This is a genomic window from Streptomyces sp. ISL-10, from assembly GCF_018614575.1.
Classification (GTDB): domain Bacteria; phylum Actinomycetota; class Actinomycetes; order Streptomycetales; family Streptomycetaceae; genus Streptomyces.
Genome location: NZ_JAGGOJ010000005.1, coordinates 115976 through 141078 on the forward strand (window position 1 = coordinate 115976; position 25103 = coordinate 141078).

Annotated in this window: 24 protein-coding genes; 15 read left to right on the plus strand and 9 right to left on the minus strand. The window is 72.4% G+C overall.

Annotation, left to right across the window (positions count from 1 at the left end; genetic code table 11):
- Nucleotides 1-193: 193 nt before the first annotated feature.
- Nucleotides 194-1864, plus strand: a complete 1671-nt coding sequence (locus tag J7E88_RS05405; RefSeq protein ID WP_215177835.1) for a DNA repair helicase XPB — start codon at nt 194-196, stop codon at nt 1862-1864.
- A 166-nt stretch (nt 1865-2030) separates the two neighbouring features.
- Here J7E88_RS05405 and J7E88_RS05410 read toward each other — a convergent pair whose 3' ends face one another.
- Nucleotides 2031-2237, minus strand: coding sequence for a hypothetical protein (locus J7E88_RS05410; protein ID WP_215177839.1), 207 nt, complete (start codon nt 2235-2237; stop codon nt 2031-2033).
- Nucleotides 2238-2509: 272 nt separating this feature from the next.
- On the opposite strand from J7E88_RS05410, the gene J7E88_RS05415 reads away from it, so the two are divergent.
- Entirely contained in the window at nt 2510-4582 is a 2073-nt protein-coding gene (locus J7E88_RS05415; RefSeq protein WP_308307314.1) for a UvrD-helicase domain-containing protein, read from the plus strand.
- A 457-nt stretch (nt 4583-5039) separates the two neighbouring features.
- Here J7E88_RS05415 and J7E88_RS05420 read toward each other — a convergent pair whose 3' ends face one another.
- Complete coding sequence (locus J7E88_RS05420) at nt 5040-5738, minus strand: copper homeostasis protein CutC (protein ID WP_215177841.1); 699 nt, start codon at nt 5736-5738, stop codon at nt 5040-5042.
- 239 nt (nt 5739-5977) lie between these two features.
- Between J7E88_RS05420 and J7E88_RS05425 the strand changes: the two genes are divergently transcribed.
- Both J7E88_RS05425 and J7E88_RS05430 read left to right on the plus strand, forming a co-directional pair.
- Nucleotides 5978-8248: a cation-translocating P-type ATPase gene (locus J7E88_RS05425; protein ID WP_215177843.1), complete on the plus strand. Its 2271-nt coding sequence runs from the start codon at nt 5978-5980 to the stop codon at nt 8246-8248.
- A 75-nt stretch (nt 8249-8323) separates the two neighbouring features.
- Nucleotides 8324-8974, plus strand: coding sequence for an HD domain-containing protein (locus tag J7E88_RS05430; protein ID WP_215177850.1), 651 nt, complete (start codon nt 8324-8326; stop codon nt 8972-8974).
- A gap of 42 nt (nt 8975-9016) precedes the next feature.
- Here J7E88_RS05430 and J7E88_RS05435 read toward each other — a convergent pair whose 3' ends face one another.
- Nucleotides 9017-9286, minus strand: a complete 270-nt coding sequence (locus J7E88_RS05435) for a DUF4031 domain-containing protein (RefSeq protein ID WP_215177854.1) — start codon at nt 9284-9286, stop codon at nt 9017-9019.
- Nucleotides 9283-9639, minus strand: a complete 357-nt coding sequence (locus J7E88_RS05440) for a hypothetical protein (RefSeq protein ID WP_215177855.1) — start codon at nt 9637-9639, stop codon at nt 9283-9285. The genes J7E88_RS05435 and J7E88_RS05440 overlap by 4 nt, the downstream gene beginning before the upstream one ends.
- A gap of 56 nt (nt 9640-9695) precedes the next feature.
- Here J7E88_RS05440 and J7E88_RS05445 point away from each other — a divergent pair, with 56 nt between their 5' ends.
- The 5 genes from J7E88_RS05445 to J7E88_RS05460 all read left to right on the plus strand — a co-directional run bounded on the left by J7E88_RS05445 (nt 9696) and on the right by J7E88_RS05460 (nt 14993).
- Nucleotides 9696-10646 (plus strand): MurR/RpiR family transcriptional regulator, encoded by a 951-nt coding sequence (locus J7E88_RS05445; protein ID WP_215177856.1) that lies wholly within the window; start codon nt 9696-9698, stop codon nt 10644-10646.
- A gap of 43 nt (nt 10647-10689) precedes the next feature.
- Nucleotides 10690-11661: an N-acetylmuramic acid 6-phosphate etherase gene (gene murQ, locus J7E88_RS05450; RefSeq protein WP_215177857.1), complete on the plus strand. Its 972-nt coding sequence runs from the start codon at nt 10690-10692 to the stop codon at nt 11659-11661.
- Nucleotides 11662-11898: 237 nt separating this feature from the next.
- Nucleotides 11899-12030 (plus strand): hypothetical protein, encoded by a 132-nt coding sequence (locus J7E88_RS36715; RefSeq protein ID WP_285427514.1) that lies wholly within the window; start codon nt 11899-11901, stop codon nt 12028-12030.
- On the plus strand, nt 12027-13349 hold the full coding sequence (locus J7E88_RS05455; RefSeq protein ID WP_215177860.1) for an MFS transporter: 1323 nt from the start codon (nt 12027-12029) through the stop codon (nt 13347-13349). The genes J7E88_RS36715 and J7E88_RS05455 overlap by 4 nt, the downstream gene beginning before the upstream one ends.
- 9 nt (nt 13350-13358) lie before the next feature.
- Entirely contained in the window at nt 13359-14993 is a 1635-nt protein-coding gene (locus J7E88_RS05460) for a serine hydrolase (RefSeq protein WP_251022188.1), read from the plus strand.
- A gap of 198 nt (nt 14994-15191) precedes the next feature.
- On the opposite strand, the gene J7E88_RS05465 is transcribed toward J7E88_RS05460, so the two are convergent.
- On the minus strand, nt 15192-16160 hold the full coding sequence (locus tag J7E88_RS05465) for a hypothetical protein (RefSeq protein ID WP_308307315.1): 969 nt from the start codon (nt 16158-16160) through the stop codon (nt 15192-15194).
- Between the two features lie 294 nt (nt 16161-16454).
- On the opposite strand from J7E88_RS05465, the gene J7E88_RS05470 reads away from it, so the two are divergent.
- Complete coding sequence (locus J7E88_RS05470) at nt 16455-17825, plus strand: MFS transporter (RefSeq protein WP_215177863.1); 1371 nt, start codon at nt 16455-16457, stop codon at nt 17823-17825.
- Nucleotides 17826-18051: 226 nt separating this feature from the next.
- Here J7E88_RS05470 and J7E88_RS05475 read toward each other — a convergent pair whose 3' ends face one another.
- Nucleotides 18052-18270, minus strand: a complete 219-nt coding sequence (locus J7E88_RS05475; protein WP_215177864.1) for a hypothetical protein — start codon at nt 18268-18270, stop codon at nt 18052-18054.
- 114 nt (nt 18271-18384) lie between these two features.
- Here J7E88_RS05475 and J7E88_RS05480 point away from each other — a divergent pair, with 114 nt between their 5' ends.
- The 5 genes from J7E88_RS05480 to J7E88_RS05500 all read left to right on the plus strand — a co-directional run bounded on the left by J7E88_RS05480 (nt 18385) and on the right by J7E88_RS05500 (nt 22614).
- Nucleotides 18385-19227: a helix-turn-helix transcriptional regulator gene (locus tag J7E88_RS05480; RefSeq protein WP_215178191.1), complete on the plus strand. Its 843-nt coding sequence runs from the start codon at nt 18385-18387 to the stop codon at nt 19225-19227.
- A complete protein-coding gene (locus tag J7E88_RS05485) occupies nt 19208-19474 on the plus strand; it encodes a DUF397 domain-containing protein (protein ID WP_215177865.1) in 267 nt (88 codons plus the stop codon). Before J7E88_RS05480 ends, J7E88_RS05485 begins: the two co-directional genes overlap by 20 nt.
- Before the next feature lie 224 nt (nt 19475-19698).
- Nucleotides 19699-20559 (plus strand): hypothetical protein, encoded by an 861-nt coding sequence (locus J7E88_RS05490; RefSeq protein WP_215177866.1) that lies wholly within the window; start codon nt 19699-19701, stop codon nt 20557-20559.
- On the plus strand, nt 20556-20924 hold the full coding sequence (locus J7E88_RS05495) for a hypothetical protein (RefSeq protein ID WP_215177867.1): 369 nt from the start codon (nt 20556-20558) through the stop codon (nt 20922-20924). Before J7E88_RS05490 ends, J7E88_RS05495 begins: the two co-directional genes overlap by 4 nt.
- Nucleotides 20925-21153: 229 nt before the next feature.
- Nucleotides 21154-22614: a glycosyltransferase family 39 protein gene (locus J7E88_RS05500; RefSeq protein WP_308307316.1), complete on the plus strand. Its 1461-nt coding sequence runs from the start codon at nt 21154-21156 to the stop codon at nt 22612-22614.
- On the opposite strand, the gene J7E88_RS36965 is transcribed toward J7E88_RS05500, so the two are convergent.
- From J7E88_RS36965 to J7E88_RS05515, 3 genes are read right to left on the minus strand one after another with little or no spacing between them, the layout of a single operon-like run.
- Nucleotides 22558-23037, minus strand: a complete 480-nt coding sequence (locus J7E88_RS36965; protein WP_215177871.1) for an alpha/beta hydrolase — start codon at nt 23035-23037, stop codon at nt 22558-22560. The genes J7E88_RS05500 and J7E88_RS36965 overlap by 57 nt on opposite strands.
- Entirely contained in the window at nt 23006-24352 is a 1347-nt protein-coding gene (locus J7E88_RS05510; RefSeq protein WP_215177873.1) for an MFS transporter, read from the minus strand. Before J7E88_RS05510 ends, J7E88_RS36965 begins: the two co-directional genes overlap by 32 nt.
- A gap of 33 nt (nt 24353-24385) precedes the next feature.
- A complete protein-coding gene (locus J7E88_RS05515) occupies nt 24386-25096 on the minus strand; it encodes a GAP family protein (RefSeq protein WP_215177880.1) in 711 nt (236 codons plus the stop codon).
- Nucleotides 25097-25103: the final 7 nt, after the last annotated feature.

A 25103-nucleotide genomic window follows, 5' to 3' on the forward strand; every position in this document is an offset into this window, starting at 1 on the left:
CCACGACACAGGCTGAGCCTCCCGCGCGTACCGGCCCACGACACAGGCTGAGCCTCCCGCGCGTACCGGCCCACGCCTGTCGTTCAGCCCCGCGTCACCGGCCGGTGACGCGGCCTGAGCTCCCATCTCCCGCCATGCGGCACACTTGAGGTTTGGCCTCACCGGCCTTCAGCCTCATCGAAAGGGCGCAGGTGTGAACGGTCCACTCATCGTCCAGAGCGACAAGACCCTCCTTCTCGAAGTCGATCACGAGCTGGCGGACGCCTGCCGTCGTGCCATCGCGCCGTTCGCGGAGCTGGAGCGCGCACCCGAGCACATCCACACCTACCGGGTCACCCCGCTCGGCCTGTGGAACGCGCGCGCCGCCGGGCACGACGCCGAGCAGGTCGTCGACGCGCTGGTCGAGTTCTCCCGCTACCCCGTTCCGCACGCCCTGCTCGTGGACGTCGCCGAGACGATGGCCCGCTACGGCCGGCTCACCCTCAGCAAGCACCCCACCCACGGGCTCGTCCTGACCAGCACCGATCGGCCGGTGCTGGAGGAGATCCTGCGCTCCAAGAAGGTCCAGCCGCTGGTCGGTCCCCGGCTCGACGCGGACACGGTCGCCGTCCATCCCTCCGAGCGCGGGCAGATCAAGCAGACGCTGCTGAAGCTGGGCTGGCCGGCGGAGGACCTCGCGGGTTACGTCGACGGCGAGGCGCACCGCATCGACCTCGACGAGACGGACTGGGCGCTGCGCCCGTACCAGAAGCAGGCCGTCGAGGGCTTCTGGCACGGCGGCTCGGGCGTCGTCGTCCTGCCCTGCGGAGCAGGCAAGACGCTGGTCGGGGCGGGGGCGATGGCGCAGGCGAAGGCCACCACGCTGATCCTCGTCACCAACACCGTCTCCGCCCGGCAGTGGAAGCACGAGCTGGTGCGGCGGACGTCGCTGACCGAGGACGAGATCGGCGAGTACAGCGGCACGAAGAAGGAGATCCGCCCGGTCACCATCGCCACCTACCAGGTGCTGACGACCAAGCGGAAGGGCATCTACCCGCACCTGGAGCTGTTCGACTCCCGCGACTGGGGCCTGATCCTCTACGACGAGGTGCACCTGCTGCCCGCGCCGGTCTTCAAGTTCACCGCCGACCTCCAGGCCCGCCGCCGCCTCGGCCTGACCGCGACCCTCGTGCGCGAGGACGGCCGGGAGTCGGACGTCTTCTCGTTGATCGGGCCGAAGCGGTTCGACGCGCCCTGGAAGGAGATCGAGGCGCAGGGCTACATCGCGCCCGCCGACTGCGTGGAGGTACGGGTCAATCTCACCGACTCCGAGCGGCTCGCCTACGCGACCGCCGAGACGGAGGAGAAGTACCGCTTCTGCGCGACGACGGCGACGAAGCGGAAGGTGGCCGAGCGGCTGGTCCGCAAGCATGCGGGGCAGCAGATCCTGGTCATCGGCCAGTACATCGACCAGCTCGACGAGCTGGGCGAGCACCTGGACGCCCCGGTGATCAAGGGCGAGACGTCGAACGCGCAGCGCGAGAAGCTCTTCGACGCCTTCCGCAACGGCGAGATCAGCGTGCTCGTCGTCTCGAAGGTCGCGAACTTCTCGATCGACCTGCCTGAGGCGACGATCGCGATCCAGGTCTCCGGCACCTTCGGTTCGCGCCAGGAGGAGGCACAGCGCCTCGGCCGCGTTCTGCGCCCGAAGGCGGACGGCCACAAGGCGCATTTCTACTCGGTGGTGGCGAGGGACACGATCGACCAGGACTTCGCGGCGCACCGCCAGCGGTTCCTGGCCGAGCAGGGCTACGCGTACCGGATCGTGGACGCGGACGAGCTGCTGGCGGGCGACGCGGAGGGCCCCGTGGACCCGGTCCACTGACCGGCTGGGTGTCCCGCCGCCGCCCCCCGAACCGCGACCACCAACGGCCCCCGCCGTGGTCGACCACGACCGGGCTGCCCCCGGCCAAACCCGAGGAAACCACCCCCGAACCGCGACCACCAACGGCCCCCGCCGTGGTCAACCACGACCGGGCTGCCTCCGGTGGTCAGCTACGACCGGGCTGGGCGGGGTGGCGGCGGACACCCGCCTCCTCGGCGTACTCGCCGAGGACGGCCACCGAGAACACGGCCTCGGCGAAGACCTTGATGGCGCGCAGCGCGTTGCCGACGCGGTGCGGGGAGTGGTGGACGGCGCCCGTGGCGGTCGCGCCGCCATGGGGCGTGGTGCCTGGGGCGAAGGTCGCTGTACTCATGTCTCCATGGTGGTCCTTTCACCCGTCCGGAGCATCGCTCTGCGGGCTGAGCCGCGCACCGGCACGCATCCTCCTCCAGACAGACGGCGTCCCCTACGGGAAGGACGGCCGGGAAAAACCGTTCGCCCCCCGCCAAGGCGCTGACTAAAATCGCGGGCTTGCCCCCGACACGGTCGGGGCCCTCCCGCCTCCTTCGAGGAGTGCCACCGCCCGGACGGAAACCGGCCGGTCTGCCATGTCGTGATCACGAAGCATCAGCCCGGAGGCAACCCGTGCCCGCGCGCGCCCCTGTACCCGACGTCTCTCCCGCCACGGCAGCACCCACCGTCGACGGCGGTGATCCACTCGCACGGGAGCGCGCGCACCTCGCCGCCTCGCGGGCCGCGTTGCGCGCGATGCGCAAGGACGTCGAGTCACTCGACATCAAGGACGTCACCGCGAACTGGGTCAACGCGGCCGTCCTGCGGTCGCAGATCGAGGACCGTATCAAGGCGCTCGCCGACCTCGCGCACACCCCACTGTTCTTCGGCCGCCTCGACTATCTGCACACCGCGCAGGAAGGGCAGCGCTTCTACATCGGCCGCCGGCACGTGCACGACGCCGGGGGCGACCCGATGGTCGTCGACTGGCGCGCCCCTGTCTCCCAGCCGTTCTACCGCGCCTCGCGCAAGGACCCGAAGGACGTGGGCCTGCGGCGGCGCTTCGGTTACACGGGCGGCGAGCTCACCGCGTACGAGGACGAGCACCTCACCGACCCTTCGGAGGCGGAGCAGACCTCCAGGCTCCTCCAGGCGGAGATCGAACGGCCGCGCGTGGGCCCCATGCGGGACATCGTGGCGACGATCCAGCCCGAGCAGGACGAGATCGTCCGCAGCGGTCTGTCCGGCACGGTGTGCGTGCAGGGCGGGCCGGGCACCGGAAAGACGGCGGTCGGACTGCACCGTGTCGCGTATCTGCTGTACGCCCACCGGGAACGGCTGGCCCGCACCGGCACCCTCGTCATCGGACCGAACCGCTCCTTCCTCCACTACATCGAGCAAGTGCTCCCCGCGCTGGGCGAGTTGGAGGTCCGGCAGTCCACCGTCGACGACCTCGTCGCCCATGTGGAGGTGCGCGGCACGGACACGCCGACGGCGGCCGTCGTCAAGGGTGACGCGAGGATGGCCGAGGTGCTGCGCCGCGCGGTCCGCTCGCACGTCACGCTGCCGACGGAGCCGCTCATGGTCGTGCGCGGCTCGCGGCGCTGGCGGATTCCCGCGTACGAACTGGAGGAGATCGTCCGCGAGTTGCTCGACCGGGACGTCCGGTACGGCTCCGCGCGCGACGCCCTCCCCCAGCGGATCGCCCACACGGTGCTGGTCCGCATGGAGCAGGCGGGCGAGGCTCCGGACGACCGCGTCCAGGACGCCGTTGCGCGGAACGCCGCGGTCAAGGCGGCGGTCAAGGCGATCTGGCCGCCGGTGGACCCGGCGAAGCTCGTTCTGCGCCTCCTGTCCGACGCGGAGTTCCTCGCCGCGCACGCCGAGGGCGTCCTCACCCCCGAGGAACAGGACACCGTCCGGTGGGACAGGCCCGCCCGCAGCGTGAAGTCGGCCAAGTGGTCGGCGGCGGACGCGGTGCTGATCGACGAGGCGACGGATCTCGTGCAGCGCACCCACTCCCTCGGCCATGTCGTGCTCGACGAGGCGCAGGACCTGTCGCCGATGCAGTACCGCGCGGTGGGCCGACGCTGCTCGACGGGCTCGGCGACCGTGCTGGGCGACCTGGCCCAGGGCACGACGCCGTGGGCGACGTCGTCGTGGGCGGAGGCGCTGTCCCACCTCGGCAAGGCGGACGCGGCGGTCGAAGAACTCACGGCGGGCTTCCGCGTGCCGCGCGAGGTGATCGCATACGCCTCCCGGCTGCTGCCGCACATGTCACCGGGGCTGGCCCCGGTCTCCTCCGTCCGCGAGAATCCGGGCTCGCTGTCGGTCCGGCCGGTCACCGGCGACCTGGACGCGGCGGTCGTCGCCGCATGCGTGGAATCGCTGGGCCGGGAGGGTTCGATCGGCCTGATCGCCGCGGACGCCCGCGTCCCGGCACTGGCGGCGGCGCTGGCCTCGGCCGGCCTGCCCCACCTCTCCCCCGGCGAGGAGACGACGGCGGCGTCCCGCCTGACGCTGGTGCCCGCGTCGCTGGCGAAGGGCCTGGAGTACGACTACGTGGTGCTGGACGAGCCCGCGGCGGTGGTGACGGCCGAGCCGGACGAACGCACGGGCCTGCGCCGCCTGTACGTGGCACTGACCCGCGCGGTCTCGGGCCTGACGATTCTGCACGCGCAGCCGCTGCCGCCGCAGTTGACGTGACGGCGGGGTGACGCTCCCGTCAGCAGCGTCCGCCACCGGCGACGGTCCGTGCAGCGGCCACCGAGCCTGGGGGACGACGCAGCCGGTACCGCCGCCCCCAGCCCCGGAGCAGCAGCCCCACACCCCCCGGCTGGGGCCACCCGGCGGCGCGGCACCCCGCACCGCCCCGCGAGCAGCGACCACCCCGGGGCCGAGGCCGGCCCCCCGCACCCGTCCCCCGAGAGCAGCGGCCGCCCGGGGGCCGGAGCAGCAACCTCCGGGCAGCGGCCGCCCGGCGCGGAGCAGCCCCCGGGGGGCACCACCCCGGCGGCGTAGCACCTCCGCACCACCCCCCGGCAGCGACCACCCTGGGCGGCGGCAGCCCCACACCCCGACCAGCGACCACCCCGGGCCGCAGCAGCCCCACACCCCGAGCAGCGACCACCCCGGCGGCGCGGCGCCCCCGCCGGGTACACCCCTACGCGTCCAGTGCCTCCCGCCACGCCGAGACCGCCGACGGCGACACCGGGTGCGACCAGCCCGACGGGCGGGACGCGCCGCCGATGTGGAAGCCCTGCACCCCCGCGGCCCGCAGCGGGGGGACGTGTTCGAGGCGCAGGCCGCCGCCCACGAGCAGCGCCGGGTCGTAGCCCGGTTCGCCGCTGCGGGACGCCTCCGCGAGCAGCGTCGGCAGCCCCGCGTCGACGCCCTCCGCCGCCCCGGCCGTCAGGTACGTGTCCAGGCCCGGTACGTCCGCCAGTTGCTTGCGCAGCCCGTCGCGGTCAGCCGCGCGGTCGATCGCCCGGTGGAACGTCCACCGGCAGCCGTCCAGGACCGCCATCAGCCGTTCCACGGTCACGAGGTCCGGGTGGCCGTGGTCGTCCAGGAAGCCGAACACGAACTCGTCCGCGCCCTCCGCCCGCAGCCGCTCGGCCGTCCGCACCAATGCGGCCACCTCCTCCGGGCCGCCCGCCGAGAAACCGTCGGTGAGGCGCAGCATGACGCGCACCGGAATGTCCACGGCCGCCCGGACGCGGGCGAAGGTCTCTGGCGACGGGGACAGGCCGTCGGCCGCCATGTCGGTGACCAGCTCCAGCCGGTCAGCACCTCCGGACCGGGCGGCGATCGCGTCCTCGGCGTCGAGAGCGATCACCTCCAGGAGTGCACGGTTGCTCATGGGCCCATTCCTCCAGGAAAGCGGCTGCGGCGGCACTCGGCCCCCTGCGGGCCGAGAGGTCTAGTCCAATATCCAGCCTAATGCGCAAGCGGCCCCGACGGCAGCCACGAGCGGCACGCGCCGCGCACGGGTCCCCCGGCAGGCCCGGACAACACCTTGCACTCGATACAGGGAAGGGGTATACATAAAACCGTAAATGTACCCCCGGGGGGTATGACATGCCGCCATGAGGAGCAGGAATGCCGACCGCAGCCGCCGCCCGCCCGGCCACCACCGACACACGCGAGGTCGAGCTCGCCATCGGCGGCATGACCTGCGCCTCCTGCGCCGCCCGCATCCAGAAGAAGCTGAACCGCATGGACGGCGTCGAGGCGACCGTGAACTACGCGACCGAGAAGGCGAAGATCACCTTCGCCCAGGGGACCGAGGTCACGGACCTGATCGCCACCGTGGAGGCCACCGGCTACACCGCCCAGGAGCCCGCACCTGCCCGCAGCACCGACCCGGTGGACGAACCACCCGAGAGCGACGAGCTCACGCCGCTGCGGCAGCGGCTCGTCACGGCCGTGGTCCTGTCCGTCCCCGTGATCGCGATGGCCATGGCGCCGGCCCTGCAGATCGAGTACTGGCAGTGGCTCAGCCTGACCCTCGCCGCCCCCGTGGTCACCTACGCCGCCTGGCCCTTCCACCGCGCCGCGTTCACCAACGCCCGGCACGGCGCGGCGACGATGGACACTCTGATCTCCGTCGGCACGTCGGCCGCGTTCCTGTGGTCGCTGTGGGCGCTGTTCTTCGGGACCGCCGGTACGCCCGGGATGACGCACCCCTTCGAGTTCACGATCGCCCGCAGCGACGGCTCCGGGAACATCTACCTGGAGGCCGCCGCCGGCGTCACCGCCTTCATCCTGGCGGGCCGGTACTTCGAGGCCCGCTCCAAGGGGAAGGCGGGGGCGGCGCTGAAGGCACTGCTGGAGCTGGGGGCCAAGGAGGTCACCGTCCTGCGCAACAAGCAGGAGGTCACCGTCCCGACCGCCGAACTCCGGGTCGGTGACCGGTTCCTGGTCCGCCCGGGCGAGAAGATCGCCACTGACGGCACCGTCGTCGAGGGCGCCTCCGCCGTCGACGCCTCGATGCTCACCGGCGAGTCCGTGCCGGTGGAGGTGGCGGTCGGCGACAGTGTCACCGGCGCCACCCTGAACGCCGGGGGCCGTCTGGTCGTCGAGGCCACCCGTGTCGGCACGGACACCCAGCTGGCCCGCATGGCGAAGCTGGTGGAGGACGCGCAGAACGGCAAGGCCGCCGCCCAGCGGCTCGCGGACCGGATCTCCGCCGTCTTCGTGCCCGTCGTCATCGCGCTCGCGCTGGGCACGCTCGGGTTCTGGCTCGGCAACGGCTCCGGACTGACCGCCGCGTTCACCGCCGCCGTCGCCGTTCTGATCATCGCCTGCCCCTGCGCCCTCGGTCTCGCCACGCCGACCGCGCTCATGGTCGGCACCGGCCGCGGCGCCCAGCTCGGCATCCTCATCAAGGGCCCCGAGGTCCTGGAGACCACCCGCAGGGTCGACACCATCGTCCTGGACAAGACCGGCACCGTCACCACCGGCCGCATGACCCTGTTCACCGTCCACACCGCGGACAACGCCACCGAGGACGAGGTGCTGCGGCTGGTGGGCGCCCTGGAGCACGCCTCCGAGCACCCCATCGCCCGGGCCGTCGCCGCGGGCGCCGCCGAACGCGTCGGAGCCCTGCCCACGCCCGAGGACTTCGCCAACATCCCCGGCCTCGGCGTCCAGGGCATCGTCGACGGCCACGCCGTCCTCGTCGGCCGGACCAAGCTCCTCACCCAGTGGGCGATGGAGCTGCCCGCCCACCTCGCCCGCGCCCAGCACGAGGCCGAGGTCGCCGGCCGCACGGCGATCGCGGTCGCCTGGGACGGCGAGGCCCGCGCCGTCCTGGAGGTCGCCGACGCCGTCAAGGAGACCAGCCCGGAGGCGATCAGCCGACTCCGCGCCCTCGGCCTCACCCCGATCCTGCTCACCGGCGACAACAGGGCGGTCGCCGAAACCGTCGCCGCCGAGGTCGGCATCTCCCCCGAGAACGTCGTCGCGGAGGTCCTGCCCGAGGACAAGGTGAACGTGGTCAAGCGCCTCCAGGCCGAGGGCCGCAGCGTCGCCATGGTCGGTGACGGTGTCAACGACGCCGCCGCCCTCGCCCAGGCCGACCTCGGGCTCGCCATGGGCACCGGCACCGACGCCGCGATCGAGGCCGGCGACCTCACCCTCGTCCGCGGCGACCTCAACGCCGCTGCCGACGCCATCCGCCTGTCCCGCAGGACCCTCGGCGCCATCCGGTCCAACCTGTTCTGGGCCTTCGCCTACAACGTCGCCGCCCTCCCCCTCGCCGCCGCCGGACTCCTCAACCCGATGATCGCCGGAGCCGCGATGGCCTTCTCCTCCGTCTTCGTCGTCGGCAACTCCCTGCGCCTGCGCGGCTTCAAGGCCGCCGGGTGACGCCCGGCCCGAGCCGGGCCCGGCCCGTCGTACCGGCGGGCGCCGGGCCCGCGCCGACGGTTCTAGAGTCGGCACATGACCGACGCCGCCGCGGATCTCCGCACCCGCTGGACCCGGACCCTCGTCGCCGCCCGGCAGGGAGCGGACGGGCCCGACCCCGTGCCGTACGCCGACAACCTCCTCGCACGCTGGGCCGAGCCGCAGCGGCGCTACCACACCACGGAGCATCTGATCGCGGTGCTCGGCCATGTCGACACCCTGGCTGCTTACGCCGCCGATCCCGAACTCGTGCGGCTGGCCGCCTGGTTCCACGACGCGGTGTATCTGCCGGACCGTTCGGAGAACGAGGAGCGCTCCGCCCGGATCGCCGAACGCGCCCTGCCCGAAGCCGGACTGAGCACCGAGGCCACCGCCGAGGTCGCCCGCCTCGTACGCCTCACCGTCACCCACGACCCGGCCGCCGACGACAGCAACGGCCAGGTCCTGTGCGACGCGGACCTGGCCATCCTGGCCGCGCCCCCGCAGGCATACGCGGCCTATGCGGCGGCGGTGCGCGAGGAGTACGGGTTCGTGCCCGAGGAGGCGTTCCGCGACGGGCGGGCCGCGGTGCTGCGCCAGTTGCTGCGGCTGCCGCGCCTGTTCCACACCCCGTACGGCGTCCGTGAGTGGGAGGAGCCCGCCCGCCACAACCTCACGGTGGAGCTGGAGCTGCTGGCCGCATCGTGAGCCGACGGGCGTCGGCACGGTCACGCCCGACCGGGCGGGGCCCTATGCGGACGGGCGGTTCTTGGGCCTGCGCAGGCCCGCATCCGTGAGGCGGCGGACGAGCTCCTTGGAACCGATCTCGACCGCGCCCGCCGCCACCGCGTCCGCGTACCGGTGCGAAGGCACGTCGTAGTGGTCGCGTTCGAACGCGCGGCGCGGGCAGCCGATCGACTCGGCGAAGGCGTGCAGCTCCTCGAACGACACGTCGCTGACCATGTGCGACCACATCCGGCCGTGGCCGGGCCAGCTCGGCGGGTCGATGTAGACCGTCACCACAGCCCGCCCACCGGCGCCACCACGACCCCGGCCTTGCCGCAGACCCAGTGCGGATCCGGCCCGAGCTCGGGCTCGATCTCCAGCGCGTGCGGATCGCCCGCGTCGCAGACCGGGCACAGCGGCCAGCGGCCGTGCCGTTCCAGCAGCGCGTCCTGGACGTCCTGGGCGACGAGCCCCGCGACGTACGTGATGCCCTCGGGCCACTGCTCTGCCCACCAACGGCGGTGCGCCACCGCCTCCTCGACCAGCGAGACGACGCCGGCATCCGCCACGTCACGGGCGGCCAGGTCGGCGAGCACCAGCGCGCGAGCAGCATGCAGGGCTTGCTCCAGCGGGTTCGTCTCGTCCATGCCCCCATTGTCGCCGGGTCTTGACGACACCCGAAATTCGAAAATATCTTTCAGATGTGACCAATACAGTGAAGGAAAGTTTCAACAGTGCGAGGCCGCCCTCCCCCACCGCGCCCGGCGCCCGGGAGGTCCCGCCGCCCGCCGCACTCGCGGCGAAGGTGCGCACACTCTCGCCGTCCATGACCCGCTCCATGCAGCGGGTCGCCGAAGCCGTCGCCGACGATCCGGCCGGCTGCGCCGCCCTCACGGTCACCGGACTCGCCGAGCTCACGGGCACGAGCGAGGCGACCGTGGTCCGCACCGCCCGCCTCCTCGGTTATCCGGGCTACCGCGACCTGCGCCTGGCGCTCGCCGGTCTCGCCGCCCACCAGGAATCCGGCCGCGCGCCCGCCATCACCACCGACATCGCCGTCGACGACCCGATCGGGGACGTCGTCGCCAAGCTCGCGTACGACGAACAGCAGACGCTCGCCGACACCGCCGCCGGTCTCGACACCGTGCAGCTCGGCGCCGCGGTGGCCGCCGCGTCCACGGCCCGCCGCATCGACATCTACGGCGTCGGCGCGTCCTCCCTCGTCGGCATGGACCTCGCCCAGAAGCTGCTGCGCATCGGCCTGATCGCGCACGCGCACGCCGACCCGCACCTCGCCGTGACCAATGCGGTGCAGCTGCGCTCCGGCGACGTGGCCATCGCCATCACACACTCCGGATCGACGGGGGACGTGATCGAGCCGCTGCGGGTGGCGTTCGACCGGGGCGCGACGACGATCGCGATCACCGGACGCCCCGACGGGCCCGTCTCGCAGTACGCGGACCACATCCTGACGACGTCCACCGCGCGCGAGAGCGAGCTGCGCCCGGCCGCCATGTCCTCGCGCACCAGTCAGCTGCTCGTCATCGACTGCCTGTTCATCGGTGTGGCACAGCGGACGTACGAGTCGGCGGCCCCTGCCCTCGCCGCCTCGTACGAAGCACTCGCGCACCGCCACAGCCCGCGCACGCGCTGACCCCCCACACGCCGTACGTCCCGAGAAAGCAGAGCCGCTCCTCATGACCTCCACCTACGGTGAACTCCGCGCCCAGCTCGCCACGCTCACGACGGAGGCGTTCCGCCCCGAGCTCGCCGACATCGACCGGCTGCCCACGCTGGAGATCGCACGCATCATGAACGGCGAGGACGAGACGGTCCCCGCCGCGGTGGCCGCCCAACTGCCCGTCATCGCCGACGCGATCGACGCCACGGCCGAGCGCATGGCCCGCGGCGGCCGCCTGATCTACGCGGGCGCGGGCACGGCGGGCCGCCTGGGGGTCCTGGACGCCAGCGAGTGCCCGCCGACGTTCAATACGGACCCGTCGGAGGTCACGGGCCTGATCGCGGGCGGCCCGGCGGCGATGTTCACGGCGGTCGAGGGCGCGGAGGACAGCAAGGAGCTGGCCGCGGCGGACCTGGACGCGCTGAAGGTGACCGGGGACGACACGGTGGTCGGCATCTCGGCGTCGGGCCGCACGCCCTACGCGATCGGTGCGGTGGAGCACGCGAGGTCGCTGGGCGCGCTGACGATCGGCCTCTCCTCCAACGCCGCGAGCGCGCTGGGCGCCGCGGCGGAGCACGGCATCGAGGTCGTGGTGGGCCCCGAACTGCTCACCGGATCGACGAGGTTGAAGGCGGGCACGGCACAGAAGCTGGTGCTCAACATGATCTCGACGATCACGATGATCCGCCTCGGCAAGACGTACGGGAACCTGATGGTGGACGTGCGCGCGTCGAACGACAAGCTGCGGGCGAGGTCGCGGCGGATCGTGTCGCTGGCGACGGGAGCACGGGAGGAGGAGATCGAGGCGGCACTGGAGGCGACGGACGGCGAGGTGAAGAACGCGATCCTGATGATTCTGGGTGGCGTTGACGCGCCCCGGGCGGCGTCGCTGCTGATGTCCTCGGCAGGCCACCTCCGCGCGGCCCTGTCCCACTGCCCCCCGCGGGGGCCCGAGCAGGGAGACGAGTTCAGCCCTTCCGGCGCTTGAGGATCGGGCCCGATCAAGCCCCTCCGGCGCTTTGAGGAGCGGGGCCCCGGGGCAGAGCCCCGCAACCCGGCCGACCTCGCGGAGGACACAGGGGTCCACCCGGCCGGGGCCGAGCACGGGCCATATCCAGCCCCTCCGGCGATTGAGGAGCGGGGCCCGGGGCAGGGCCCCGCAACGCGGCCGACATCGCCAAGAGCACGACGCCCGGTCCACCCCGCGGGCGCATACGCTCTCGCCATGCCCACCTCACGCCGCGACCGCGTCCTCGACCCGGCGCACGACGCCGCCGCCCTCAGGGCGCTCACGCACCCGCCGCGCATGGCCGGCCACGGAGGCGAGCAGGAACGCCTCGGGGCGGGCGGGGCATGACGCTCGACCCCCGCTCCGCCCGCCGCCGCTTCACCGCCGTCACCTTCCTGTTCTGGCTGCCCGTCGGCCTCTACATCCCCTCCCAGGTCCTGCTCCTGACCGAGCGCGGCATGGGTCTCGCCGTCGTCGCCGGCCTCTTCGCCGTCCACTCCCTCACCGTCTCCGCCCTGGAGCTGCCCACCGGCGGCCTGTCCGACGTCGTCGGACGGCGGCCCGTCCTCGCCGCCGCCGGAGTGCTCAATCTCGCCGCCCTCACCGCGCTGGCCCTCGGCACCACCGTCTGGGCGCTGGTCGCCGCCATGTTCCTGATGGGGGCGGGCCGCGCCCTGTCCAGTGGCCCCGCGGAGGCCTGGTACGTCGACACGGTCCAGGCCCACTCGGGTCCGGATGCCGAGCTGCGCACCGGGCTCGCCCGCGCGGGGACCGCATCAGCCGCCGCGCTGGCCGCCGGGACGCTCCTCGGTGGCGCGCTGCCGCTGCTGCTCGGCCTCGGCCCGGATCCCGGGGCCCGGCTGCGTGAGGCCACCGCCGGCCTGGTGCTGCCGCTGTCCGTTCCGGCCCTGCTCGGCACGGCCGTCGGCGTCGGCTACACCGCGTACGTGCTGACCGCCCTGCCCGAGCCGCCCCGGCCGCGCACCACCCTGCGCGCGGTGCTCCGCGGTGTGCCCGCCACCGTGCTCGGCGGACTGCGCCTGGGCACCGGGGACGCGCTGATCCGGCGGGTCCTGCTGACGGCGGGTGCGGCCGGCGCCGGGCTGGCCACCGTCGAACTGCTCACTCCCGGCCGGGCCGCGGACCTGACGGGCGCGTCCGAGTCCGGCGCCGTGCTGTTCGCCGCGCTCGCCTGCACGGGGTTCGTCTGCACCGCGATCGGCAGCCACATCTCGCCGTCGGCCGCCCGGTTGACGGGCAGCGGTGAGCACGCGGTGCTGGCGAGCATCGGCGTGAGCGCCGCGGGACTGATGCTGCTCGGGACGGCGGCGTCCGACGGCCCGGCCGCACTCGCCCTCGCCGCCCTCGGCTACGGCCTGGTCTACCTCGGTCTCGGTGCGGCCGGTCCGAACGAGAACGACCTGCTGCACCGCCGCGTCGACGGCACCGTCCGCGCCACCGCCCTGTCCGTGCAGTCCCTCGCGCTCCAGTCGGTCGGCGCGCTGGCGGGCGTGCTCGCGGGCGCCCTGCCGTCGGGCCCGCCGCCGTGGCTGGTCGGCGCGGCGGCAGTGGGCGCGGCCGCGCTGCTGTGGGTCCGCCGGTCGGAGCCGGGCGGCCCGCTGCCCGGCGCGTGCCTCCCCGCGACAGAGGCCGCCGCCGGACGTTGAATGGAACGCATGGGTGTCCGACGAGTCGGAAGGCACCGCAGAGGCAGGGCCCGCGCGTATGCCGCGGCGGGTCTGGCCTCTGTGCTGGTGGTGACGTACGCGGCGACGGCGGCGGCAGAACCTCGACCCCGGTCCACCGCGTCCACAGGGCTCACGTCGTACCCCGCGTCCCGCACCGCCCCGCTGCTCACCGACCAGCAGGTGGCCGACGCGGTCGCGAAGCTCGACGGGCAGATCCGGGCGGGCATGGAGAGGACCGGTGTCCCGGGCGTCGCCGTGGCCGTCGTCCACGAGGACCGGGTCGTGTACATGAAGGGCTTCGGCGACCGCGAGGTCGGAAAGCCGGGCGCGGTTTCGCCGGACACGGTGTTCCAGATCGCGAGCCTGTCGAAGCCCCTCGCGTCGACCGTCGTCGCCGACGCGGTGGGCGACAAGGCGATCGCCTGGGACACGCCCGTCACCCGGCATCTGCCCGACTTCGCGCTCGAGGACCCGTGGGTGACCGACCATGTGACGGTCGCCGATCTGCTGTCGCACCGCAGCGGCCTGCCCGACCACGCGGGCGACCTGCTCGAAGACCTCGGCTACGACCGGCAGTACATCCTGGGGCATCTGCGGTTCGAGCCCCTGTCGCCGTTCCGCGCGAGCTACGCGTACACCAACTTCGGTGTCACGGCCGCCGCCGAGGCGGTTGCCGACGCGAAGGGCACGACCTGGGAGAAGCTGGCGGAGGAATCGCTGTACGGACCGGCCGGGATGAACTCGACCAGTTCCTCCTTCGCCGACTACGAGAAGGCGGCGAACAGGGCCGCCACCCACGTGGAGAACGCGGACGGCACCTGGGAGGCGAAGTTCGTACGCGACGCCGACGCCCAGTCCCCGGCGGGCGGGGTCAGCTCCACCGCCCGCGACATGGCGACGTGGCTGCGTCTCCAGCTCGCGGACGGCAAGCTCGGCGACCAGCAGATCGTCCCCGCGGAGCAGCTCCAGCGCACCCACGTGCCCGAGATCGTCTCCCAGCCTCCCGACGGCCCCGCGGCCCGCACCGGCTTCTACGGCCTGGGCTGGAACGTCGGCTACGACAACCAGGGCCGCCTGCGGCTGAGCCACTCCGGCGCCTTCGGCCTGGGCGCGAACACCAATGTGACGATGCTGCCCGCCGAGGAACTGGGCATCGTCGTCCTCACCAACGGCAAGCCGGTCGGTCTCGCCGACTCCGTCGCCCTCAATTTCTTCGACACCGCGCAGCACGGCAGGCCCACCCAGGACTGGCTGCCCCTGATCGGCGGTGTCTACGAGAAGGAGGAGGCGGAGGGCCGCTCCCCCACCGACTACACGAAGCCGCCCGGCGACGCGTCCGCCGCCAAGGCCGACGACGCGTACACCGGCACGTACCGCAACGACTACTACGGCCCGCTGACGGTCACCGCCGACAACGGCGAGCTGTCGCTGAACCTGGGCCCGAAGCCGATGCGGTTCGTCCTCACCCACTACGACGGGGACACGTTCAGCTTCGAGACGGTGGGCGAGAACGCGGTCGGCCGCACGGGAGTCACGTTCACCGTCGGCGACGGCGACAAGGCGTCGGAGGTGCGGGTGGAGCGCCTCGACGAGAACGGCCTGGGCACCTTCACCCGCGGATGACCCACGAACGCCCCCGTCGCGAACAGCTCCCCCGTCGCGAACGGCTCCGGACGCCAACGCCCCCGGCCCGACCCACGGCTTGGCGACCGGCCGGTGGGTGCGCATGTTCACGCCCGTGCCGCCGGCGACCGTGGAGACGAGCTGCGGTGACTGCGGTGCGGGGCCAGGGGGTGTCCTGCGCGGAAGTGGACCGAGTCGTCACCGCAGAGTCACGCCGTACCGCCTGCGCAGGCGGACGACCTCCCACCTCGCCACCGCCGACACCGACGCCGGCCCGCCGATCACGGCGCAGATCTGAAGGAGCGGCGGCCCCGGCGGCATGCCGGCCGTCGCCAGGTTGATCGCCGCGAGCTCCCACACCAGCACACCCGTCAGCAGGGCGGGGAGCGCGGCGTGGATCTCGGCGGTGTTGAACGCGCCCCGCACGACCGTCGACGAGGCGAAGGCGACGAAGAAGAGCACCCACAGGACCGGCAGGAGCAGGGCGAAGGACAGCAGCGTGCTGAGCGCGCCGTCCGGCAGCGCCTGGCTGAGGAACATCACCCCGGCGAACAGGATCGGCACCGCCGTGAAGGCGCCGAAGTACCGCAGCGCCAAGCGGACCGCGGGGCGCACTCGCGCGCGCATCCCCGCCCGCGCGTGCGCGGGCGCGAGACGGAAGAGGACCGCGATCACGACGGGGGCCGTGAGCAGCAGCAGCCACGGGGTGACGGCCAGCCGGAAAAGCGCCTGGTCCTGGACCTCGGACCAGTCCGCCTCCGTGCCGTACGCCACCAGGATCGCGAAGGACGCGGCGAGCGCGATCCAGGCGCGGAACTTCTGCACGCGCATGACGTCCGGGTCCTGGATGCGGCGGTGGGCGTTCGCGGGGAAGACCCTCCGGGCCTTCTTCCGGGCCGAGCGTGCGAGCGGGTAGCAGATGAACAGGAACAGCGCCGGCCAGACGCAGAAGAGGATCGCGACCCAGACGCAGCCCGGCAGCGGAATCCGCCGCATCACCTCCCGCAGCGGCGGCCACTCGTCCTCGCGGAACCGCTGCCACAGCGAGGTGGCGGGCGGCCGGTACGGCGGCGGGACGTACGGCGGCGGCATATAGGGGTGCGGCGGCGGAGGCTGCCCCCCGTTCGGCTGCCACGTCGGGTGCGGGCCCTGTCCCCCGAAAGTCACGCCGTGTCCTTCCTTCGGTGAGTGACGCTGCCGTGAGTGATGCTGCGGGACGATCTTTCTGCATCTCGGGACAGAGTCAACTCCCCACGGGCCGACCGCACATGAGAACGAGGCTCCGGACATGGCAGGAGCAACGGAAAGCGCTGGGCCCTCGCGCCCCATCGGCGTACCCTCGACCGTATGAGCCGACGACGACATTGATCCACGGCAGCAGGTCCAGGAGCGGACTGTCGAGGGCCGCCGCGCGGGTGAGCACCCGGCGTCCCCGTCCGCTCTCCAGAAGGACCACACACCATGCTCATCGCTGTGCCCTGCCCGCCCGGCCCGTCCGACCCGCATGTCCGCGCCCTGACGCGAAAGCTCTACGCCTACGCGGGACTTGAGGACTTCGTCCTGCTCTACCCGGTGTACGCGCTGCTTTTCGCCGAGAACGGCCTGACCACGGCCGAGATCTCGTCCCTCTTCGCCATCTGGTGCGTCGTCGGCCTGCTGGTGGAGGTGCCCTCGGGCGTGTGGGCCGACGCCGTCTCGCGCCGGGCCATGATGGTCGTCGGCCCGCTGCTGTCCGCCACCGGGTTCGCGTTGTGGGCCGTGACGCCGTCGTACGCCGCCTACGCCGCCGGTTTCACGCTGTGGGCGGTGGGCGGTGCCCTGCGCTCGGGCGCCATGGAGGCCTTGGTCCACGACGAACTCGCCCGGCTCGGTTCGGGCTCCCGCTACGGCCGCGTCATGGGCAGGGCGGCGGCGGTGAGCATGGGCGCGACGGCCGCCGCCACCGCCGCCGCGGCCCCCGCCCTCGCCGTCGGCGGGCACACCCTGCTGTGGGCCGTGAGCATCGGCTCCTGCCTGCTGTGCGCGACGGTCGGCGCGACGCTGCCCGAGCACCGCGACGCCTCGCACCCCGCAGAACCTCAAGGCCCCGAAGCCCCCGAAGCCCCCGAAGGAGCCGCAGAACCTCAAGCCCCCGAAGGAGCGGAAGCCCCCGAAGTCCCTGAAGGCCCCGAAGGAGCCGGCCGGCCCGGCTACCTGGCGACGCTGCGCGCGGGCCTGAACGAGGTGCGCGGCAGCCGGCCGGTCCGGCGCGCCATGGTGCCGGCCGTCGTGATCACCTCGGTGTGGGGTGCGCTGGACGAGTACGTGCCACTGCTGGCCGCCTCCACGGGCGTTGCGGCCGAGACCGTCCCGCTGTTGGTGCTCGTGGTGTGGGTCGGCGTGACGCTGGGCTCGCTGCTGGTGACGGCGGGCGAACGGCTCTCCGCGCGTGCTCTCGGCGCGCTGGTCGCCGCCGCGGCGGCCGCGCTCGCGGCGGGCGCACTGTCGGGCGCGCCCGCCGGCTTCGTGTTGATCGGCGCCGCGTTCCTCGTGTTCCAACTGGCGGACGTGCTCGCCGACGTACGCCTCCAGGCCGCGATCACCGGCCCGAGCCGGGCGACGGTCACCTCGCTGACCGGTCTCGGCACGAACCTGGCGTCCCTGGCCGCGTTCGGGGCCTACGCGGCGCTGTCCCCGCACGTCTCGCACGGCGTGGTCTTCGCCCTGCTGGCCCTGCCCTACGTGCTGGTCGCCGTCGCGTCTGCCCGCCCGGAACCCGGGGCCAACGCCAAAACGCGGCAGAGCAGTTCGCGACCGTCCTCGGAACCGGCACATCTCTGGCGCGACTCCTGACCGCTTCCGCCGCCCGGCCGCTACGGCAGCCGCCCTTCCGCGTTCCGCTGCCGCACCCGGGCGCGCAGGACCTCCCCGGGCGGGGCCGGGCGTAGGTCCCCGGGCGGGCAGTCCCACTCCCGGCCCCCGCCCGGCGGCCGTAACTGTACGTACGGGCCGACCCGCCCCATGACGACCCCCACCCGCCCGTCCCGGATGTCGACGGCGTACGCACCCCGTGGAACGGTCACCTCTCCAGCCCTTGCAGCACGGCCGCGAGCCGCAGTGCGGTGTCCAGGTTGCAACGCCCCAGGTCCACCAGTGGATACGGCATCTCGCTCGCGAGCGAGACGACGTCGACCCGCAGGGACGGAAGCGTCACCGACACCACGTCGAGCCCGTGCCTCAGCTGGTCGATCACCTCCTCGGCGGCCCGCAGCCGCTCCGCCGAACGCACAAGCCCCATGACCGGCACCTCCACCACTGAGTGTTCACTTTCCTCACCCAGCGTGTCCGTCCGCCGCTAGCCTGGGAAGAGACGGCGGCCCAACAACGCGACCTGTCGATCAGGGAGATGCCTATGCCCGGACCCAAGGACCTCGACCCGTCAACGTCTCCCAGGGCGCTGCTCGGCGCGGAGCTGCGCCACGCACGGATAAAGGCCGGCCTCACCCAGGACGAACTGGGCGAGCCGCTGTTCGTGAGCGGCTCCTACATCGGCCAGATGGAGTCGGGTACGCGCCGGATCCTCCCGGAGCACGCGGTCCGACTGGACGAGGTGTTGGGCACGGACGACTTCTTCACGCGCAACTGCAAGGCGTCCAACAAGTCCCGCTATCCGGACCACTTCGCGGAGGCGGCGGAAGCGGAAGCGGTCGCGGAGACCATCAAGGAGTACGCGCCACAGCTGATCCCGGGCCTTTTGCAGACGGAGGCGTACGCGCGGGCGGTGTTCCGGGCGTATCGACCCACGGCCGCGGAAGGGGTCATCGACGAACTCGTCGAGGCGAGGCTGGATCGCTCGCGACTGCTGACCGATCCAACAAAGCCGTTGTTGTGGGCGGTACTGGACGAGGCGATGTTACGCAGGCAGGTCGGCGGCCCTGGCGTGATGGCGGAGGCGCTGCGACATGTGGCCGACCTGGCCCGGCGGCACCGGGTCATCGTGCAGGTGCTGCCGTTCGACGCGGGAGCGCATGCGGCGCAGGAAGGCGCTCTCAAGCTGATGACCTTCCCTGACGCGCCCCCATTGGTCTACCTACAAGGCCCGGGGGCAGGCCAGTTGGAGGACGATCCGGCCACCGTCACGCGCCATCAACTGACCTACGATCTCATCGGGGCCAGCGCACTGTCGCCGGAAAGATCCTTGGCCCTGCTCGAGTCAGTGGCGGAGGATTACGCATATGAAGACGAGCAGCCCTGAGTACGACCTGACAGCGGCCGTCTGGCAGAAGTCCAGCTACAGCGGCGGCAGCGGCGGGGACTGCGTGGAGGTCGCCACCTGGCGCAAGTCCACGTACAGCGACGGCAGCGGTGGCAACTGCCTCGAAGTCGCTGACGGCCACCCCGGCGTCGTCCCCGTCCGCGACTCCAAGAACCCCGACGGCCCCCATCTCACGTTCCCCACCGCCGCCTGGTCGGCCTTCGTCACGGACCTCAAGGACGCGTGACCGGGCGTCCCGGAGCTCAAGTGCCGAGATTCGAGCGCCCTTGAAAGGAATGGGTGGACGGGCCACAACCCACCCACCCGCCCCGGCGAGTTGACATCGGGCGACCGACTTGCCACGGAGCGTCATCGCGCTCTACCGTTCCGATAACCGAACGAAACGACCCCCGTCAGGTGCTACCAACACCTGCGGGGGTCTCACCAACGAGATCGAAAGAGACTCGATCCATGGCTGACAGCCACTTTAGTGCTGCCCTGCATCCGCTCGCCAACCCCGGCTACGGCAAGCGATCCGTCCCCGGCCAACGCCCTCGCCGCGAGGACGATTTCACGCATCTTCGTCCCCGCGAGGCGGCCGTGGCGACGTACATCGACCGGCTGCCGGACCAGAGCGACATCTCGGTGAAGACGCTCGCCAAGCACACGCCGTACGGTCAGTGGGCGGTCGGGAAGGCGCTCAACTTCCTCATCACGGCCGGTCATCTGCGCCGCGGCCTGGAGTCGGTCCAGGACCCCTCGGGCAGCTCGCGGTGGGTGACCCGCACCTGGTGGAGCCGTACGGCCCGGGACGACGCGTGGTGGGCGGCGTACCAGCGGGGTGACGTACCGGTGGAGACGCACAGGCCCACGCGCTCGCGGGCGTACGTCCTGCTGGCCGCGCTGGGCCGCGAGAACCCGGTGATGTCCCTGTCGCACACCGACTGCACGGTGCTCGCGCCGCTGGTGGACGAGTGGTTCGCGCGGGATGCCACCGAACGCCAGGTGCTGCACGCCCTCACGGAAGGGCTCCCGGTCCCCGTCCACCACCCGGCCGCGCTCGCCCGCCGCCGCCTGATCGACAAGCTCCCGCCCGCACCGCCGCCCAGGCCCCGGCCCGTACGCATCCTCGAATGCGGCGAATGCGGCGGCCCGGCACGGGCCGACGACCTCGTGGCGGGCAAGTGCGGCCGCTGCCGGGGCGGCCGTACGGCCCCACCGCCGACGCTCCCACCGGCCCGCGTCCACGCCCTGGCCACCGAGGCCCGCGCGGCGGCCACCCGCACCCCGGAAAGGCCACAGGCCTGGCAGTGCAGCTCGCCCGCCCTATGAACAGGGCACCATGGAGGGGAGGCGAGTGGACGATCCTGCGCCCCGGCGGCTTCGCCTCCAACGCCTTCGCCCGGGCCGAGTCGGTCCGAGGAGACCGCACGGCCTTCGACCCGTTCGGCGACGTCGCCCTCCCCGTCGTCGACCCGGCGGACATCGCGGAGGTCCCCGCCGTGGCACTCCGCGAGAACGACCACGGCGGGCAGGTCTGCGAACTCACCGGGCCCACCGCGGTCACCCCGCGCGAGCAGGCCGCCGTCCTCGCCGAGGTCCTGGGTGAGGAGGTCGCGTTCGTCGGGCTGACCCGCGAGGCGGCGCACGCCCACATGTCACAGTTCATGCCGCCCGGCGTCGTCGACGAGCGCTGAGCCGGGATGCGGATCTTCGGGACCACGTCGACGTCAACTCCTGCTGACGTAATCTGACTTGCCCATGCTGGAAGGTGCCGGTACGCGAGGTCACACGGAAGAATCACCGAACTGCGAGAGGAACCCCATGGCCGCGGCGACGGCGACGGCGAGTCGGACGGAACCGCGCACAGCCCTGGGCCGGGGCCCGCGCACCGGAAGACTCGTCTCCTGCCTCACTCCTGCCGCTGTGTCCCTCGCCCTGGGACTGTGGGGAATCACCCGCGAAGGCACCATGTGGAGAGACGAGTCCGTCACGTACCAGGTTTCCCATCGGAGCCTGTCCGAGACGGCTGCTCTCCTTCAGCACGCCGACGCGGTGCACGGCCTCTACTACCTCTTCATGCACGGCCTCTTCGCCGTATGGGAGGGCGGCCTGGTCACCATGCGGCTGCCTTCTGTGCTCGCCACGGCCCTCACGGCAGGACTGGTGGCAGTCACCGCACTCCGGCTGACCGCCCGTCCGGTCGCGGGCCTGCTGAGCGGGCTGGCCTTCGCGGTGACCCCCGAAGTGCAGATGTATGCGCAAGAAGGGCGCTCGTACGCGATGGTCTGCGCGCTCGTCGCCGTCGCCACGTACCTCTTCGTCACGCTCATGCAGAGCACCTCAAAGGCTCGTTGGTTCTGTTACGCGCTCGCGGTGCTGACGGCCTCGCTGCTGCATGAATTCGCCGCGCTCACCCTCCTGGCACACGGCATCACCCTGTATCGCTCCCGACCGCCGGCCAGGATCCGGCGGCACTTCGCCGTCAGCGCCACCGGCGTGCTCATCGGCCTGCTGCCGCTCGCCGTCCTCAGCATGAGTCAGTCGGGCCAGGTCTCCTGGATCGGCGGCCCCGAACCGCGCGAGTGGTTCGAGATCGCGGGCGTCGCCCTCGCCGCCTCGGCCTGCGCGGCCTACCTGTCCCGGCCGGGACGACACGCCGATGTCACCGGGCCGGCGTTTCCCCTCGCGATCGTGCCCACCGCGACGTTGCTGCTGGCAGCCGTCCACGAGCCCATGTACGTGGACCGGTACGTCCTGTACACCAACATCGGATGGGCCCTCCTCGTCGGTACCACCGTCGCCTGCCTGACAGACGACGCCAGAAAGACGGCCCTTCTCCAGAACCGGAAGGTCCGCATCTTGTGCGCTGTCGGCGTGGTCGCCGCATTCGTCACAGCGATGCTGCCGGTCACTCTCCAGATGAGGACGCCCGACAGCAGGAAGGATGACGTCACCGCCATCTCCAAAGAGGTCGAGAGGCTGTCCGAAGCCGGGGACGCCGTTCTCTTCGCCCCCGCCCGGCGCCGGGAGTGGATGCTCTCCTACCCCCACCAGTTCAAGGGCCTGACCGACGTCGCCCTCAAAGACGGGCCCAGCACCTCAGGGACCCTGCAAGGTGTCGAGCTCCCCCCGGGCGACATCCGAGAGCGCCTGGCACACGCCGACGGGATCATCGTCCTGAGCGACCCCGAAGGCCAACCGCTCGACTCGAACGCCGGGGAAGCAGTCAAGCGAGAGGTCCTGGAGCGTGACTTCGCCGAGTGCCAACGGGTCGAGCTCAAAGGCGGGCAGGTCACGCTCTACGCTCGCTCGGCCTGCCCACCCGTCCTACCCGACGCCATGCCGGACCTTGGGAACACGCCCAGTCCGGCTGCCACCGACTGACAGGCAGCTCCGCTCGACCCGCCGGGCGGCGGGGAGCGGCCCGGACGTCTGACGAGTCCTCGGCCGCCCGGCCACGCTCTTCGCCGCATGCGCCGAGCCCAGCCGGCCGGCCTTCGCACAGGGGCCCGAACGAGCGGGAGCCCGGTCAGGACGCGCAGGGACGCCCCCCGCCGGCCGCTCTCCCCTGAGCAGAGAACGGGTCACCCTCTCGTCCCCGCACGCAGTGCCGTTGTCGACGTACGACGCGTGGCCCACCGCGTCGACCACCACCATCCGGGCCCGTTCGCCGAAGGCAGCCCGCATCTTCCCGTCCCCGGCGAGCGGGGCGGAGACGTCCCGCTCGTTCTGGATCAGCAGGACGTTGGACGGGCAGGAGCGTGTGCCCCACCCGTCACGCCCTGGTGACCGGGGCGTATGTCGCATCCGGGGCGTTCGTCGTGGCCGCGGTGTCCGCCGCGCCACCCCGTCCGCGTGTGCGGTCCATCTCGCGCCATTCCTTCCGCAGCCCGGTCAGGGTCGTGGTCAGGAAGTACGCGACTGCGCCGGTCAGCAGCACCGGCACGAGACCGACGGAGGTCACGGCGGCTCCGGCGATCAGGCCGCCCAGAGGGATGCCGACCCGGGCCAGCGAGTCACCCAGCGCGTTGACCCGCCCCAGCATCCGGCGCGGTATTCGTTCGAAGAGGACCGCTCCCAGCACCGGGGTGAGGAAGCCCGCCCCGAGGCCGCTGACCACGAAGACGGCCAGCACCGCTCCCAGTGGCGCGTCGAAGGCGAGGGCCAGGAAGCGCGGCGCACCGGCGAGGAGGAAGCCGGTGAAGAACACCGCTCGGCGCGGCAGCCGGTGGGCGGCCGCCGCGGCGATCAGGCTCCCGGCGACCGCCGCGGCTCCCATCGTGCTGCCCAGCAGGCCGATCGCCGCCGGTCCGCTGCCGGACTGTTCGGCCCAGACAGGGATGAGGACGGTGGTGAACGCGGCGTCCAGCAGGTTGGTGATCGCGACCATGACGCCGATGGTGAGCAGCAGCGGCTGGCCGCGCAGGAAGGTGAAGCTCTCGCCGAACCGCCGCCAGTAGCCCGGCTCCGCAGCTCTGTCCGAGAGCCGGTCCGGCTCGGTCGCCCGCCCCATGCCACGGGGCAACGTCAGGCCGATGATCACCGATCCGAGCACGAAGCAGCCCGCGTTGACCGCGAGACTGGTCAGCGGGCCGAGCAGCGCCACCAGGGAGCCGCCGACCGCCGGGGCGACGGTGGCGGCGAGCCGGTCGATCACGCCGGAGAGGCCTGCGGCCCGCTCCAGCGGCACCCGGCTGCGCTCGGCCGCCTCGGGAACCATGACCTCCTTGGCGAGGTCGCCGGGGCCGCGGGCCGCGCCGATCAGCGCCACCAGGACCAGCAGCACCGGGAAGGAGAGCAGATCCAGGGCGTGGAGCAGGGGGACGGCCGCAGCGGCGGTCGCGCTGACCAGATCCGTCGTCCAGGAGACGGTGCGCGGTCCGGCCCGGTCGACCAGGGGCCCGGTGAGCGTCTTGACCAGCACGTACGGGGTCATCTCGCAAAAGGCGACCAGTCCGGTCTGTGCCGCGCTGCCGGTGGTGACGAGCACGAACCAGGGCAGGGCGATCGCCGCGACGCCCGTGCCGGAGAGCGACACCGCCATGGCCGCCAGCAGCCCGCCGAGCGGCCGGGAGGTGCGCTTGCCGGGCATCCCGCCGGATCCCGGGATGTCTGCGGCCATGACGTCCGCCTTCCTGGCTCTGGCCACGGAGATTCAGTTTCCGGACAGGTGGTGCATGCCTCGCTCGTAGAGCGTCGTGGTGGACAGCAGCAGGACGCCGACGATGCCGAAGAGCCATGCGGTGTTCTCCCGCGCGTTCTTCCTGATCCAGGAGTCGAGCCAGGTCAGGGCCGGGAGCACGGCCTGCCCAGCGACCAGCCGTGCGAGGGTCGCCAGCAGCGCGGGGGCGACCATCACCAGGCAGTAGAGAGCCAGCAGCGCGGCTTGTTCCGCCCAGGGGAGGCGACTGCGGTCGAGCACGTCGACGGCGGCGAGGTAGGGGAACATCGTCGCGATCTCCAGGGCGACGGCGACGAGAGCGACGGTCACGACGCCGCGTGCCGTCGCCTCCCGGCCGACCGCCGCCTCGCGCCACCGGGTCAGCCGACCGGAATCGGCCGTGGTGCGCTTGACGAAGCCGTACCAGAGCCCGATGAGCACGAGCACCACGCCGACCGCCGCCACCGCGGCGTCGCCTGCGGGTGAGCGGACGGCGTCGACGAGCGGGTCCCTGACCGCGGCGAGCCCGCCGAGCAGGAGCAGCCCCAGTGCCAGGTATCCGGCCCCGACGAGCAGCAGATACCGGCAGACGTTGCCGATGCGCAGGTCGCGGGGTGTCAGAAGGAACCAGACCGGGATCGCCAGGGTCGACACGCTGACGGTGTCGAGCAGGGCGAGCGGCAGAATCCGGCCGAGTACGTCCACGGGTGCC